This window comes from Pseudomonas sp. PvP100 (assembly GCF_017833055.1).
Taxonomy (GTDB): domain Bacteria; phylum Pseudomonadota; class Gammaproteobacteria; order Pseudomonadales; family Pseudomonadaceae; genus Aquipseudomonas; species Aquipseudomonas syringae.
Window position 1 is genome coordinate 5,858,729 of record NZ_JAFIBO010000001.1, and the last position, 13,911, is coordinate 5,872,639.

General features: G+C 60.4%; 12 protein-coding genes. 5 read left to right on the plus strand and 7 right to left on the minus strand.

The window, feature by feature from the left end:
* Window positions 1–34: 34 nt before the first annotated feature.
* The 5 genes from JOE39_RS25480 to JOE39_RS25500 form a co-directional block, all read right to left on the minus strand.
* Window positions 35–988 (minus strand): alpha/beta hydrolase, encoded by a 954-nt coding sequence (locus JOE39_RS25480; RefSeq protein WP_210078129.1) that lies wholly within the window; start codon window positions 986–988, stop codon window positions 35–37.
* A gap of 48 nt (window positions 989–1,036) precedes the next feature.
* On the minus strand, window positions 1,037–2,056 hold the full coding sequence (locus tag JOE39_RS25485) for a transketolase family protein (protein WP_003339860.1): 1,020 nt from the start codon (window positions 2,054–2,056) through the stop codon (window positions 1,037–1,039).
* The gene (locus JOE39_RS25490) at window positions 2,053–2,901 is read right to left on the minus strand and encodes a transketolase (protein ID WP_024664439.1); all 849 of its coding nucleotides are present in this window, start codon (window positions 2,899–2,901) and stop codon (window positions 2,053–2,055) included. Before JOE39_RS25490 ends, JOE39_RS25485 begins: the two co-directional genes overlap by 4 nt.
* Window positions 2,902–2,919: 18 nt before the next feature.
* On the minus strand, window positions 2,920–4,221 hold the full coding sequence (locus JOE39_RS25495) for an MFS transporter (protein WP_210078128.1): 1,302 nt from the start codon (window positions 4,219–4,221) through the stop codon (window positions 2,920–2,922).
* 100 nt (window positions 4,222–4,321) lie between these two features.
* Complete coding sequence (locus tag JOE39_RS25500) at window positions 4,322–5,071, minus strand: SDR family NAD(P)-dependent oxidoreductase (protein ID WP_003314121.1); 750 nt, start codon at window positions 5,069–5,071, stop codon at window positions 4,322–4,324.
* Window positions 5,072–5,258: 187 nt separating this feature from the next.
* Here JOE39_RS25500 and JOE39_RS25505 point away from each other — a divergent pair, with 187 nt between their 5' ends.
* Window positions 5,259–6,176 carry a LysR substrate-binding domain-containing protein gene (locus JOE39_RS25505; RefSeq protein ID WP_044311879.1) on the plus strand — a complete coding sequence of 306 codons (918 nt, stop codon included), beginning with the start codon at window positions 5,259–5,261 and terminating at the stop codon, window positions 6,174–6,176.
* Window positions 6,177–6,263: 87 nt separating this feature from the next.
* Here the strand turns inward: JOE39_RS25505 and JOE39_RS25510 are convergent, their stop codons facing one another.
* Complete coding sequence (locus JOE39_RS25510; RefSeq protein WP_003421865.1) at window positions 6,264–7,208, minus strand: bestrophin family ion channel; 945 nt, start codon at window positions 7,206–7,208, stop codon at window positions 6,264–6,266.
* Between the two features lie 332 nt (window positions 7,209–7,540).
* Here JOE39_RS25510 and JOE39_RS25515 point away from each other — a divergent pair, with 332 nt between their 5' ends.
* Entirely contained in the window at window positions 7,541–8,992 is a 1,452-nt protein-coding gene (locus JOE39_RS25515) for a type III effector (RefSeq protein WP_210078127.1), read from the plus strand.
* Window positions 8,993–9,075: 83 nt separating this feature from the next.
* Here the strand turns inward: JOE39_RS25515 and JOE39_RS25520 are convergent, their stop codons facing one another.
* Window positions 9,076–10,419, minus strand: coding sequence for a pectate lyase (locus tag JOE39_RS25520; protein ID WP_210078126.1), 1,344 nt, complete (start codon window positions 10,417–10,419; stop codon window positions 9,076–9,078).
* Window positions 10,420–10,723: 304 nt separating this feature from the next.
* Between JOE39_RS25520 and JOE39_RS25525 the strand changes: the two genes are divergently transcribed.
* The 3 genes from JOE39_RS25525 to JOE39_RS25535 all read left to right on the plus strand — a co-directional run bounded on the left by JOE39_RS25525 (window position 10,724) and on the right by JOE39_RS25535 (window position 13,873).
* Window positions 10,724–11,218 carry a CesT family type III secretion system chaperone gene (locus tag JOE39_RS25525; protein ID WP_004403055.1) on the plus strand — a complete coding sequence of 165 codons (495 nt, stop codon included), beginning with the start codon at window positions 10,724–10,726 and terminating at the stop codon, window positions 11,216–11,218.
* Complete coding sequence (locus tag JOE39_RS25530) at window positions 11,215–13,374, plus strand: hypothetical protein (RefSeq protein ID WP_032658662.1); 2,160 nt, start codon at window positions 11,215–11,217, stop codon at window positions 13,372–13,374. Before JOE39_RS25525 ends, JOE39_RS25530 begins: the two co-directional genes overlap by 4 nt.
* 109 nt (window positions 13,375–13,483) lie before the next feature.
* Window positions 13,484–13,873, plus strand: a complete 390-nt coding sequence (locus JOE39_RS25535; protein WP_003314129.1) for a type III secretion system chaperone — start codon at window positions 13,484–13,486, stop codon at window positions 13,871–13,873.
* Window positions 13,874–13,911: the final 38 nt, after the last annotated feature.

The following is a 13,911-nucleotide window of genomic DNA, read 5'->3' on the forward strand; positions in this document are numbered from 1 at the left end:
CTTGTTTACGAATTGATGCAACATGTGCGTCATTCTAGTCGCATAACCCTGCGGCGATCATCCTGCGCATGGCGCGGGCAATATCTTGCGCAGCCTGCGCGGTCTGCTCGCCTGGCAACTGATCGAACATATGCGGCACGCCTGGGTAGACATGCAATTCCACAGGCACCCCCGAGCGCGACAGGGCCAGCCCGAATGACAGGTCCTCTTCCAGAAACAGATCGAGTGCGCCGACGCAGATGAAAGTGGGCGGTAGATCGCTCAGGTCGGTGGCCAGTGCAGGGGAGAACAGGGCCTTGCGATCATCGTCCACTGCGTAGGCACCGCGCAGGCATTCCCAGCAAAAATGATTGGCCTGACGCGACCAGCTGAAAGTGCCGGTAGTCGGGTTGGCTGGCGGAGCGTCGGGTGTGCCTGTGCGGTGATCCAGCATCGGGTAGATCAGCACCAGGCCGGCGATGGTCCGCAGACCTCTGTCTCTTGCCAGCAGGGCGAGCGCGGCAGCAAGCCCGCCGCCGGCGCTGTGGCCCATGATCACCAGATTGCTGGTGTTCATGCCCTGCGCCGCTCCGTTGCAGAATATCCATTCCAGCGCTGCGTAACAGTCCTCCAGCGGGATCGGGAACGGATGCTCGGGGGCAAGCCGGTAATCGACGGCAATGACGATTGCCTGGAGCTCGACGGCCAGCTTGACCAGGTCATCATCGGCCATCTCCGGGCTGCCCAGTACAAAGCCGCCGCCATGGATATACAAAATGACCGGGAGGTCAGTGTGAGGGTGTGAAAGGTCCGGGCGATAAAGACATAGCCTGATGCCATTGTCCGAATCGGAGGAGGTCCAGTGTTGCTCGCCGCGCGCTGTGGCGGCGGTGGCCCAGGTGGCGCTGACGCGAGCCCTGATGTCGGCAAGGGTGTGCAGCGTCCAGTTGCTCGACGGCTCGTCCATGAACCAACGATAGGCCGGGTCCAGTAATTCATCGGCGTTCAATACGTGCTCCCGAGGCGCAGGGAGATCAGCCCCTGCGCCTGCCAGTGCTTAAAGCCACGCCTTGATTTGCGTACAGACGGCGGGCGTGGAAATGCCATAACGGTCATGCAGTGTAGGCAGCGCGCCAGCGTCGAGAAAAGCGTCTGGCAGGGCGATCTGCCTGAACGTGGGCGTCACGCCATTGCGCAGCAGCACCGTCGCCACTGCCTCGCCCAGCCCGCCAATGACCGAATGGTTTTCGGCCGTCACCACCAGCCGGCCCGGTTTTCTGGCTTCAGCGAGTATGGTCTGCTCGTCCAGCGGTTTGATGGTGGGGACGTGCAGCACTGCCACGTCGATACCGTCAGCCTGCAGCTGCTTGGCCGCTTCCAGTGCACGCATGGTCATCAGGCCGGTGGCAATGATCAGCACGTCGTTGCCAGTGCGCAGTGTCTTGGCTTTGCCGATCTCGAACGTGTAGCCGTACTCGTCCAGCACCAAGGGTACGTTACCGCGCAGCAGGCGCATGTAAACCGGGCCTTGATGCGCTGCGATTGCCGGAACCGCCTGTTCGATTTCCAGTGCATCACAGGGGTCGACGATCATCAGATTGGGCATGGCGCGAAAGATCGCCAGGTCGTCGGTGGCCTGATGGCTGGGACCGTAACCGGTGGTCAGGCCCGGCAGGCCGCAGACGATTTTGACATTGAGGTTGTCTTCGGCAATCGCCATACAAATGAAGTCATACGCGCGTCGGGAGGCGAATACCGCATAAGTGGTCGCAAACGGTACAAAACCCTCCCTGGCCATGCCGGCCGCTGCGCTCATCAGCAACTGTTCGGCCATGCCCATTTGATAGAAACGTTCGGGATGCGCTTTGGCGAAGATGTGCAGGTCTGTGTATTTCGACAGGTCAGCCGACAGTCCGACGATGTCCTGACGTTGCTCTGCGAGTGCCGCCAATGCATGGCCGAACGGAGCCGGTCGAGTGGCCTGACCCTCGGACGCGATAGACGCGATCATCGCCGAGGTGGTCAGTTTTTTCTTCGTGGCGCCGGACGGAGCCGGTGTGTGATTGGCAGAGCTCATACGGTTTTCCCCTCGTCGAGGTTATTCAGTGCGACGTCCCATTCATGCTCATCCACACGGATGAAGTGGGTCTTTTCGCGGGTTTCCAGAAACGCCACGCCCTTGCCCATTTTTGTGTCGCAGATGATGACCCTGGGCTGCGTACCGGCGTGCTGGCGCGCGTTGTCGAAAGCTGCAACGAGCGCGTCCAGATCGTTGCCGTCGACCCGTTGGGTAAACCAGCCAAACGCCTGCCAGCGATCGACAATGGGTTCAAACGCCAGTACTTCACTGGAGTGGCCATCGGCCTGCTGGTTGTTCACATCGATGATCGCGATCAGGTTGTCCAGCTTCCAGTGCGAGGCGGACATCGCCGCTTCCCAGGTGGAGCCTTCGTTCAGCTCGCCGTCCGACAGCAGGTTGTAGACGAAGGCACTGGAGTTCTTGCGCTTCAAGCCCAGACAGGCCCCCACCGCAATGCCCAGCCCATGACCCAGTGAGCCACCGGTGATTTCCATGCCGGGGGTGTAGGTGGCCATGCCGGACATGGGCAATCGGCTGTCGTCCGAGCCGTAGGTTTCCAGCTCATCGAGCGGAATGATTTCCGCCTCGATCAACGCCGCGTACAGCGCAATGGCGTAGTGGCCGATCGACAGATAAAAGCGGTCGCGCTGTTCCCATTCAGGGTCTTCAGGGCGATAGTTCAGCGCGTGAAAATAGGACACGGCGAGCAGGTCCGCAGCGCCCAGCGCCTGTCCGACATAACCCTGGCCCTGAACCTGGCCCATGCGTAATGCGTGCCGGCGAATGTTATGAGCGCGCTGCGCCAGCGAGGTGGAAGGCGCAGATAAGGTAGTGGCTGTCATGGTGATTACTCCGTTGACTCAACGATTGACCGAGGCGGCAGGGATGCGCAGTACCAGATACGCGCCGATGAACAGCACGCCGGTAATCAGGTACATACCGATGGCGCTTGAGCCGGTCGTGGTGGTGATCCAGCCGATCAGATAGGGCGAACAGAAGCCCGCGAGATTGGCGAAGCTGTTGATTCCGGCGATCCCGGCGGCCGCCGATACCCCGCCCAGCAGGGTGGTGGGCAGCATCCAGAACATTGATGATGCCGAGAGAATGCCCGCTGCAGCGAGGCACAGGCTGAGCACCGACAGCAGCAGATTGCCGCCGAACAGCGCCGCCAGACTCAGCCCGAGCGCGCCTGCGATCATCGGGCCGACCAGGTGCCAGCGGCGTTCTCGATGCTTGTCGCCGCTGCGCCCTATCAACAGCATCACGACGATTGCGCACAGGTAGGGAAGGCTGGTCATCAGACCGATATGCAGCGGGTCGGAAACGCCTGCATTGCGAATCAGCGTCGGCAGCCAGAAGGTGATCGCGTACTGGCCCATCACCACGCAGAAGTAGATGCACGCCAGCAGCCATAGACGCTTGTCGCGAATGAAGGCGCCTACCGACGCGTGTACCACTTTCTGGCTGTTGTCCTCCTGCAGCTCTTTGTTGACCAGTTCCTTTTCTTCAGCGGACAACCATGTCGCCTGATGCACGCCATCCTTCAGATAGCTGAGTACCAGCAAGCCGACGATCACCGTCGGGATCGCTTCGAGGACGAACATCCATTGCCAGCCGGCCCAGCCATGAACGCCTGCGAAGCGGGTCATGATGTAGCCCGACAGCGGGCCGCCGATCATCCCGGACAGCGGGATGGCGATGAACCACAGCACGGTCATGCGCGCGCGGCGATAAGAGGGGAACCAGTACGTCAGGTACAGCAGCAGGCCGGGTGCCAGACCGGCTTCCGCCACCCCGAGCAGAAAGCGCAGGGCGTAGAACTGCCAGGCAGTTTCGACAAAGGCGAAGAGCGCGGAAATAATCCCCCAGGAGATCATGATGCGGGCGATCCAGCGTCTGGCACCGACCCGGTGAAGGATCAGGTTGCTGGGCACCTCACAGAGGAAATAGCCGATGAAAAACATGCCTGCACCCAGCCCGTAGACGGTTTCGCTGAAGGCCAGGTCGTTCATCATCTGCAGCTTGGCGAAGCCGACATTGACCCGGTCCAGGTACGCGCACAGGTAGCACAGCATCAGGAACGGCATCAGTCGCCAGGCGGTCTTGCGGTAGGCATTGGCGCGCGTGGTCGACACCGCGTCGAGGGTCATGGTGGTTATCATGATGGTCTGATCTCTTGTTTTTATAGATCGCCAGGCAACCGCCTGGCGTATCGTCGATCCAGAACAAACACAGGCTGTTTGCCAGCCCGTCCACTCGCGGTCAGTGAATCAGCATGCCGCCGTTCACATCCAGCGTTATACCGGTGAGGTAGGACGACAGGTCGCTGGCCAGAAACAGCGCCGCATTGGCCACGTCCTGCGCCGCGCCCAGACGACCCAGCGGGATGCCATCGATGATCGCGTGACGTCGCTCGTCCTGCATCAGGCCGCCGGTGATATCGGTATGGATCAGGCCGGGGGCGATGGAGTTGACACGCACCTGATCGGGTCCGAATTCCCGCGCCATTGCTTTGCCAAGTCCCAGCACGCCGGCTTTCGCGGCGCTGTAATGAGGCCCGCCGAAAATGCCGCCGCCGCGCTGGGCGGAAACCGAAGACATGCACACGATACTGCCCGAGGACTGGGCACGCATGGTCGGGATCACCGCTTGCGACATGAGCAAGGTGCCGCGCAGGCTGACGTCGAGCACCTTGTCGTAATCGGCAGGGCGGATGTCCAGGGTCTTGATGGGCTGTGTGATACCGGCGTTATTCACCAGAATGTCAATGCGACCGTAGTGCGCGATGATTTTGCTGACGGCCTCGTGAACCTGGTGTTCGTCGGCGACGTTGGCTGCCAGGCCCAGATGACCTTCGCCCAGTGCGGCGGCAGCATCGCGTGCTGCGGACTCGTCGAGATCGATGATCACCACACGTGCGCCATGGTTGGCGAAGGTGATCGCAGTTGCGCGACCGATACCGCGCGCCGATGCCGCACCGGTGATCACTGCAATTTTGCCTTGAAGAAGCATGAGGGTTACCTCTGATTATTGTTATGGGTTCGATTCGGGTGATCGATGACTTCAGAGTGTTCCCGGTGCCGGCCCTGAGCAATGCCGCAAAAATCACTGGATGCTGAAAAAAATTCACCTCTCGTCAATTCGGCAGGTGAGTGGTTGAATGAACGAAATTCAAATAATCGGACACAGCGGAGCATCCATGCGGCCTGATGACGAGGCACCTCTGAGCCTGCCACCGCTGAAAGCGCTTCAGGCCTTCGAGCAGACGGCGCGTTTTGGCAATCTGGCCAGAGCCGCCGAAGTGCTGGACCTGACGCCGTCGGCAGTCAGCCACCAACTGGCTCGTCTGGAGGCCTTGATTGGTCGCCAGCTGTTCGTTCGGGCCGCCCGTGGTGTGACCCTTACGCCGGTGGGTGAGCAGTATCTGAAAGATGTCTCTGGAGTGCTGCACAGCCTCGCCGTCGCCACCGAGCGTGCCGCCAGCGATGTCAGCCTCGATTGCCTGCGTCTGCATTCTGCGCCCAGTTTCGGGCTGCTGTGGCTGATGCCGAGGCTGGAAGCCTTTCGGGTAAGCCACCCGGACATTCAGATCAACCTGTCGTGTTCTTACGAGTCGCTGCATTTCAGCAGGGACAAAATCGACGTGGATATCCGGCATGGCAGGCCGAACTGGCCGAGTTATGAAGTGCGCACCTTGCGTGATGAGAAATTCGCTGTGCTGGCGTCTCCGCAGCTGTTGGCGCGCCGTCCGGTGGAGAGCGCCGCTGGCTTGCTCGACCGCGAATTGATTCTGTCCGAGGCCACACTGCTGAAGTGGCCTGAATGGTTTGCCCGGCATGGCCTGGCTCGCCCGGAAAAACCCTACGCGCTGAGTTTCGACCGCTCATACATGACACTCGAAGCGGCTAGCCACGGGCTGGGGTTCGCGCTGGAAAGTACGCTGCTGGCGCAAAAGTACTTGGCCACGGGCGAGCTGATCGAAGTTGCCCCTCAAGCCCTGACTGCACCGGTCGCCGCGCACCATCTGGTATTCCCCAAGGCGCACTCCAGCTTCCCCAGAGTCAGGCGATTTCTTGAATGGATGGAAAGCGAACTGGGGCAGGGATTTGTGTTTTGAACCGTGCTGCCTGCGGTCTGGCAATGGGATGCTCAATGTCCCGGATGGCGTACCGACGTTGAGCATCGGCACGCCAGTCAAGCGCTTCTAAACCACCAGCCGATGCGGTTGCCAGGCGCTGCCCTGCTGGTCTTGCGCGTCAATCACCAGACTTTGCCTTGCCGGTGCGTCAAACATCGAGCGCAGGTTTTTTTCGATGGTGTTGCACAGGTCTTCCATGCGGATCCGGTGCTGGCTGGCGCCGAATGGAGCTTGCAGGTCAGTGCCGATGCGGTCCATTGCCAGCAGCATGCAGCCGACCACCGTGGATATCGCCGGGGTGAACCAGCCCAGAGTGGTCACCATGCTCAGCGGCATGATGATGCAGAACAGCGTGCTGAACAGTCTGGGGAAATAGACATACGGGTAAGGCAGCGGCGTATTGGCGATACGCTCCATGCCGCCCTGGCAGTTGGACAGTTCGACCATGGTCGACTCCAGTCGCGCCAGACGGATGCTGTCGATTCGCCCTTCGGCAAATTCTTCGGAGATCATGGCCGCCGAGCCATTGAGGATGTCATTGGGAAAGTTATTGCTCTCCTTTGCGCGCTGAATCTCGGAAACCGGTAACAGCCCTTCGAGTTTTGCTGTGCTGACATCGCCTTTCAAATGAGCGCGCAGTACCCGCAGGTAAGCCACGTGACGATTGAACAATACTTCTTTCACCGGGTTGCCACGCTCGTTGGCATTGCCTTCAATCAAGGTCAGTACCTGGCGGCCATAGCTGCGCGAGCTGTTGACCATCGCGCCCCATAACGTGCGAGCTTCCCACCAGCGGTTGTAGGCGCTGGTGTTGCGAAAACTGATCAGCACGATCAATGCCGAGCAAAGCAGCGTGAGCGGCATCAGTGGGAGATCTATCCCCGCACCCTGGATCAACATGAAGTCCATGGTCACGGCCACGTCCCAGAGCAGAAGCCAGAACAGTGACCAGCCAACGTAGGTGACCGTTCTGCTGATGCACCGCCATTTTTTTTCAAAAGGACCAGGCATTGCGGCACTCCTTTGCTGGGTTGGAAGGGGTTTGGCGCGGTCAATCAACACACCACGCTGCAAACTTACTGACCGAGGCTTAAAGCTCGCTTAATTCTTCATGGTGGCGAAACAGTTACGCCTGTCTTGACCATTTCAACAGCTGGAACCCCCGGCACCCTTGCGACCACACAGCCTTGTCGGTCCTCTTCGCTGACGGGCTCCCGGACGTTTGCAATTGTTACCACTCTCGGACCGACGCCCCATTGCCTTGCCTGTTCGCAGGCCAGTCGTCCGGCCAGACCCGTCTCGTCGCGTTGCTATGCAACTTACGCAATAGAGAGGGAGTTTCAATGCAAATCAACCGAACCGGCAGCCCGCAGCCCAGCATCGAGCTGGAGCGCTTTTATTCCGCATCGCAATCATTGGCCTCCAGTTCCGTGCGCGAGCTCAGCCCTGCCGAGCAGACCATGTTGGATTCCATTACCGATTACCTGAAAGATCATGTGTTCGCTGCGCACAAACTGCCGTTGAGTGAGTCGGCCGTTGACCAGGATGCCGTTCATGCGCACAACGAGCAGATCGACAACATTATCGACTCTCGCGCCAGACGTTTGCTGGACGAGGGCGAAACGCCTGCCACCATTGCCGACACCTTCGCCAAGGCGGAGAAGTTCGACAGGATGGCAACCACCGCTTCGACCGCGTTGCGCGCCACGCCGTTTGCCGCTGCGTCAGTGCTGCAATACATGCAGCCTGCCATCAACAAGGGCGACTGGCTGCCGACGCCGCTCAAACCCCTGACGCCATTTGTGTCCGGAGCGCTGTCCGGGATCATGGATCAGGTCGGCACCACGGTCATGAATCGCGCCACGGGCAACCTGCACTACCTGAGCACCTCGCCTGAGAAACTGCATGATGCGATGGCGGCTTCCGTGAAGCGTCATTCGCCGGGTGTCATGCGTCAGGCGGTCGATCTGGGCATTGCCGTTCAGACTTACAGCGCGCGTAATGCGGTGCGTACCGTACTGGCGCCAGCATTGGCATCCAGACCCGCCGTGCAGGGTGCGGTCGACATCAGCGTGTCGGCGGCAGGCGGCCTGGTGGCCAACGCGGGGTTCGGCAATCGGATGCTCAGTGTGCAGGCGCGTGATCACTTGCGCGGCGGTGCATTCGTGCTCGGCATCAAGGACAAGCAACCCAAGGCAGACTTGAGTGAAGAAACCGACTGGCTCGATGCCTACAATGCGATCAAGTCAGCCAGCTACGCCGGCGCGGCGCTGAACGCCGGCAAGCGGGTGGCGGGTCTGCCGCTGGACGTCGCCACCGACGGCCTGAAAGCAGTGAGAAGCCTGGTGTCGGCCACCGGTCTTGCGCAAAACGGGCTGGCCCTGGCAGGCGGCTTTGCCGGCGTGGGCAAATTACAGGAGATAGCGACCAAAAATATCACTGACCCGGCCACCAAAGCGGCGGTCAGCCAACTGACCAATATGGCCGGCTCGGCAGGCGTTTTTGCGGCCTGGACCACCGCAGCGGTCGCAACCGATCCCGCAGTAAAAAAAGCCGAGTCGTTCTTGCAGGATACGGTTAAATCGGCGGCGTCGAGTTCGACCAGCTATGTCGCTGACCAGGCTGTCAAGCTGGCCAAGGCGGGCATTGACGCGAGTGGTGAAGCGATTGCTGCGACGGGGGCATCCTTGCGTGACACATTACGTCGTCGCAATGCTCGTGAGCCGGACATCGAAGAGGGTGGCATTGCAGCGGGTTCACCGAGCGCGGTGCCGTTCCAGCCAGGACGCGCATAAGCGTTTTCCACCATAGCCAGTAAAGGAAAGGGGCGCCCTACACGGAATGCGCCCCTTTGCTTGTTCCTCATGTATGCGTCGTATCAGAGCTCGGTGTGCTGGGTAGACGCCTTGGTCTTGTCATAGGCGTGCTTGACGTCGGTCATGGCGATGTCGCCAGTGGCCAGTTTCAGATCGTCACTGTCGCTTTTGACGAGTGCGAACTTGCCGTGGGTTGCGTCCACGCCATTGAGCTCGACACTCATGTCATCAAACTGCTTGCCACCATTGGTACGGACCAGCGTGCCGAAATCGGTGGCCTTGAAACCGTCGACTTTCAGGTGGGTATCGGCATTGAGCTGAATGACCTTGTCATCGGCACCGTTGGCGCTGCTGTTAGTGATGTTCAGGTTGGTCACTTTTGCGCCTCCTTCGCCCTTGACCGTGATCATGTCTTCACCGACGTTCTGGGCGTGCACGTTATCAATGGTGACTTGCTCCGAGTTTTTGGCATTCACGTGGATGCCGTCGGCTTCGTTCTCACCCAGGTTCACGTTTTTCAGCACAGCGCCTTCGGCCAGTTCGAACAGGGGCTTCTGATGTTCGTCCTGGTCGCCGGTGCCCATCGACTTGTCGGCGGTAAAGGTTGCACCGTGACCGTCAAACACCTGGCCAGCACCTACTTTGATGGTGTCTTTCACGACATTGACGTTGCCGGATTGCTCAAGGGATCCCGTTGTATCCGAAACCGTGCCGTTGCCCGAGCTGCGGCCAGGGTTGGCCAGTTGCGGGGTGACTTGAGGCGTTACGCCATCACCGCCACCGCCACCGCCACCGCCACCGGTTCCGTCCTCGGTCGAAGGCGTGCCGCTGCCGTCTGCGCCAGTCGACGCATAACTACCGCCGCCGTCACCTTCAGTGGTCGGGGATGTACCGCCACCATCGCCACCACCCGTCGCCGCCGTTGTACCGCCGCCGCCCTCGTCACCGCCTGAAGTCGCCTCAGTACCGCCTCCGCCGTCGTCCCCGCTTGAAGCCGCCTCAGTACCACCGCCACCGCCTTCGGTCGATGGCGTACCGAGTCCGCCATTGTTTTGAAACGGGTCTTGCCACTCGTTGGCGTCCTGACCCGTGTCCTGTTTTTTATTAAGGTTCATGAGCATTTGCAGCAGCGATGTGACGAGCGCGCTGAGCAGCTTGACGACGTTGGATTGAGGGTCAGTTGCAGCACTGCTGTCGGTGGGGCTTTGAACCGTATTGTCGGGTTTTCCGAAACTGACGTCTTTCTGGCTGGCAGTGTCGAACAGCAGGGCACTCGGGTCGACGGCCTGTGCAGTGCTCTCCTCGCTGAACGTATTGGTCTGCGGGCTTTTGCCGCTCAGCGCCGAGAAGTCCAGCTGGGTTGAAGCGGGTTGGTAGGAGGTGGAGGAGTTGATACCGATGCTCATGGTGCTTTACCTCGATGGGATGGACATATGAACCAGCGTCGTCTTCCGGAGTTACCGGCGTTGATCGCCGCGTCCTTGTCGGGTTCTATAGGTCGATGAGGACTCTGCCTTGGCGTTGCCCGAAGTGAGTGGCAGCACGGGGGGATGGGTTCCCGTTTGTGTGCGTTGACTGGCGATGACTCCGCTGCACCGGGCTGGAGAGGGCGACTCGCGCCAAGGAACCAAAACGCCTTGCCCTCCGACTCAGTGCGCACACGCCAGCAAAAAAATGGTGTGGACCCACAGCGCACCGAGAGGCTGTTAAATGAACAAAAATGATGAATATCAGACACTTATCAATGAGATTTGCACGCTCAGCCTGATCTCCGAACCCGAACGTTTTTACGAGTCAGCCAATTTCAAAATCAGCGACGTCGACTTCACCCTTCACTATCAGGACCGCGACGAGGGGCGTGCGATTCTGATCTACGGGGATATGGGCGCGCTGCCCGCGCGCAATCGTGACAGCGCCTTGCTGGCGTTGATGGACATCAACTTTCATATGTTTGCGGGTGCCCACAGCCCGGCTTTCTCCTGGAATGCCCAGACCGGCCGAGTGCTGCTGATGGGATCGGTAGGCCTTGAACGAGCGACAGCCGAGGGCGTGCTGCTGCTGATGAAGTCCTTTGCCGACCTGGCCAGAGAGTGGCGCGAGCACGGTTTCATGGGACCGGTGGGTACTGCGAGCGCCTCGGTCAGTACGCCTGCTTCCAAGGCAACCATGCGTGATACGCCTGCGAGCTCCGGGAGGTTCCAATGACTGGCATACGAGTCGGCGGATCAGGCAGTACCGAGATCGTTCAGGCGAACCAGCCGCAGCCGTCTGCCGCTGTCACCCAGGCTCATCCACACGCGGTAAGCCCGAGCAGCAACCCGCCGCTGACCGCCAGCCAGTCAGCCGCACAAGCGCCGGAAAGCTCGGCGGCCGGTGCCGCTCGCCTGCCAGTCGCGCCGCGACATCTGCCGACATTGGAGAAGTTTCGTGCCGAACAGCCCACCGTAAAGGGCACCTCCACGCCGACCATCAGCGCTAACGCGGCGCTGCTGATCGGTAGTTTGTTGCAGTCTGAAAAACTGCCCTTCGAGGTCATGGCCGCCCGTTTGTCGCCTGAGCGTTATGCGTTGCAACAGTTTCACGGCTCCGACCTGCAGCAAGCGCTCGGACGATTCGCTGAGCCAGGGCATGAGCCAGGCAAGGCCGAGACCGAACAACTGATCAAGGGCTTTGCCCAGTCGCTCGCAGACCAGCTGGAACACTTCCAGCTCATGCATGACGCGACGGCTGATGCATTCGGCCCAGGAGGGCTGCGCGACCGCAACACGCTGGCGGTCAGTCAGGCGGCGCTTGGCGAATACGCCGGTCGGGCGAGTAAGTCCATCGAAGCGGGGCTGAACCACAGTCTTGCAGTGCTGGACGAACGCATCGCCGCGCTGGACAGCCAGTTGGAGGGCGCCACTGAGGACAGCAGACCGGGTCTGCTGATGGACCGGCAGGCGCTGGAAACGGCCAGGGCGATGCTGAGCGACCTGCACGCCGACTTCTGCAAATCGCCTGAAGCCAAGCGGCTAAATGCCGTTGCCGCTCACACGCAAATGGATGCTCTGATCGACAAGCTGAACGTTGATCGCAACTCGGTCGGCGGCTGGAAGGGGTTCGGTCCGATCGTCGCGGCAGCGGTGCCGCAGTTTATGGTGTCCATGCTCCACCTGGGGTATATCCGCACGGCCACCGGTGACGCGATGAAAGATGCCGTTCCCGAAAAAAGCGCCGACGCGAGCATGAAGAGGGCCTTGGCCGTAGGGCTGACTGCCGGGGTGGCTCACGAGGGCGTTACCAACCTGTTGAAGCCTATGGTTCAAGCCGGGTTTCAGAAAGCCGGCCTCAACGAGCGGCTGAATATGGTGCCGCTCAAGGGGATTGATACTGACTCGGTGATTCCCGACCCTTTCGAGTTGAAGAACGACAACGGCGCACTGGTCAGAAAAACGCCTGAGGAAGCCGCTGAGGACAAAGCCTTCGTCGAAAGCGAGCGAGCGGTTTTGAATCAGAAAAAGGTTCAGGTTTCGTCTACCCATCCACTGGGTGAGATGATCCCCTACGGCGCCTTTGGTGGCGGGCAGGCGGTACGCCAGATGCTCAATGATTTCAATCTGCTCAATGGCCAGACCCTGTCGGCCAGAGCGGTGACCTCCGGGATCGCCGGGGCCATATCAGCCACCACCCAGACCATTGCACAGCTGAACTCGACCTATGTCGATCCGCGCGGGCGCAAGATCCCGGTCTTCACCCCGGACCGCGCCAATGCCGACCTGGGCAAGGACCTGGCCAAAGGCCTGGACCTTCGCGAACCGGCGGTACGCACCGCGTTCTACAGCAAGGCTGTTTCAGGTGTGCAGAGCGCAGCGCTGAATGGCGCGCTGCCACCGGTTGCCGTCCAGCCCCAAGGTGCATCCGGCACCCTCAGCGCGAGGAATATCCTGCGCAACATGGCGCTGGCGGCAACCGGTTCGGTGTCTTACCTGTCGACCCTGTATGCCAACCAGTCGGTCACGGCCGAGGCCAAGGCCTTGAAAGAGGCGGGCATGGGTGGCGCAGTGCCGATGCTGCCGCGTACTGAAAGCGCCTGGAACACTATTCGCCATCCGGACAGAGCTTCACTGCCGCATACGTTCCAGCCGGATACCCTGGGTGGTGTCCCCAGAGCCGTTGAAAGCGCTTATCACATGGGCAGAGGGGCGTTGCAATTACCGACCCAATTGGTAGTGGATACACTCCGCGGGGTGGAGGACGGCGTATCGAAAGGTGTTTCGGCCTTGCGCAATTCACGCAACGCGCCAGAGACACCTTTGCCTGCGGACAACGCTGACCCCGTCGATGTCGAACTGAGTTCGATGGAGGAGGGCCGTCGAGGCTGATAAATACACGGGGGGCTGTGTCCCTGGCGGCCCCTTTTTGTGGAACCGACAACGCCAGGCAGCCACTCACTGCCTGGTCAGCTCAGGCTTTTCTTAAAGGACTATGACGATGAATACCTCGCAACATGAGTTTTCCCGTTTCATCACTGCGCTGGGTGCCCAGCTTGGCACTTCGCTTACCTGGCAGAACGGGGTATGCGCGCTGTATGACGGCCAGGACAACGAAGCCGCCGTCATCGAGTTGCCCGAGCACAGTGAGATGGTCATCTTTCATTGCCGTGTCGGGCGCTGCCCTGAACGCTCTGCCGATTTGCAGCACTTGTTGAGCCTGAACTTCGACGTCGCCCGCTTGCACGGTTGCTGGTTTGCCGTCGATCAGGGCGATGTACGCTTGTGTGCGCAACGTGAGCTGGTGTCGCTCGATGAGCCAGCCTTTTGTGACGTGACACGTGGCTTTATTGCTCAGGCACGCGAAGCCCGCGCATTTCTGCACGCCTGAACAGGCGGGGCTGCACGTAAAAGCGTCGCTTCCATGCG

Bases quoted from the DNA above. Each gene is read 5' to 3' on its own strand.
- JOE39_RS25520 (WP_210078126.1), bottom strand. From the start codon at position 10,419: ATGAGCATCGGTATCAACTCCTCCACCTCCTACCAACCCGCTTCAACC.
- JOE39_RS25515 (WP_210078127.1), top strand. From the start codon at position 7,541: ATGCAAATCAACCGAACCGGCAGCCCGCAGCCCAGCATCGAGCTGGAG.
- JOE39_RS25490 (WP_024664439.1), bottom strand. From the start codon at position 2,901: ATGACAGCCACTACCTTATCTGCGCCTTCCACCTCGCTGGCGCAGCGC.
- JOE39_RS25535 (WP_003314129.1), top strand. From the start codon at position 13,484: ATGAATACCTCGCAACATGAGTTTTCCCGTTTCATCACTGCGCTGGGT.
- JOE39_RS25500 (WP_003314121.1), bottom strand. From the start codon at position 5,071: ATGCTTCTTCAAGGCAAAATTGCAGTGATCACCGGTGCGGCATCGGCG.
- JOE39_RS25485 (WP_003339860.1), bottom strand. From the start codon at position 2,056: ATGAGCTCTGCCAATCACACACCGGCTCCGTCCGGCGCCACGAAGAAA.
- JOE39_RS25510 (WP_003421865.1), bottom strand. From the start codon at position 7,208: ATGCCTGGTCCTTTTGAAAAAAAATGGCGGTGCATCAGCAGAACGGTC.
- JOE39_RS25530 (WP_032658662.1), top strand. From the start codon at position 11,215: ATGACTGGCATACGAGTCGGCGGATCAGGCAGTACCGAGATCGTTCAG.
- JOE39_RS25495 (WP_210078128.1), bottom strand. From the start codon at position 4,221: ATGATAACCACCATGACCCTCGACGCGGTGTCGACCACGCGCGCCAAT.
- JOE39_RS25525 (WP_004403055.1), top strand. From the start codon at position 10,724: ATGAACAAAAATGATGAATATCAGACACTTATCAATGAGATTTGCACG.
- JOE39_RS25505 (WP_044311879.1), top strand. From the start codon at position 5,259: ATGCGGCCTGATGACGAGGCACCTCTGAGCCTGCCACCGCTGAAAGCG.